General features: G+C 59.7%; 1 protein-coding gene. It reads left to right on the top strand.

Annotated elements, in window-relative coordinates; genetic code table 11:
• Positions 1-44 precede the first annotated feature (44 nt).
• A partial coding sequence (locus A3728_RS22570; RefSeq protein WP_201722367.1) for a TniQ family protein occupies positions 45-458 on the top strand: 414 nt, incomplete at its 3' end.

Below are 458 nucleotides of genomic sequence, written 5' to 3'. Positions count from 1 at the left end.
TCGCGCCATGCGAACCCCCATCGGCGGCTCCAGAAGTCCCGGGTGTGAAGCCGCACCCGCTGCCCNAGACTGTCGCGCCGCTGCCAGACGAGTTGTTGTCAGGTTGGTTGTCTCGGCTGGCGGCGGCCAACTACTGTGATGATGCGGAACTACTGGCTCATCTCAGAATCGATACCGCGCATGGCACCGCCTTGGACTTCAACGTCGACGCGGCTGCGGCGGCGAAGATTGCCAACGCCGCACGGATTAACCCAGATGTTGTTCGATCTTTGACCTTTCCGGCAATGACGCCACGAGAAGCCTCGCTGACGGCTCAGATGCCATTCCAGCATTGCATGCAATGCGCCAGAGAGGGTCTTTCGCTCAGGCATTGGAGGCGGGCCTGGGCATTTGACTGCCAAGTTTGCGGGACGAGACTTGTGCAGACCCTTGGCAAACTCCGTGAGGAACAAATATCT

This window comes from Sulfitobacter sp. HI0040, assembly GCF_001634885.1.
GTDB lineage: Bacteria > Pseudomonadota > Alphaproteobacteria > Rhodobacterales > Rhodobacteraceae > Sulfitobacter.
This window is presented reverse-complemented; position numbering and strand designations above follow the sequence as displayed.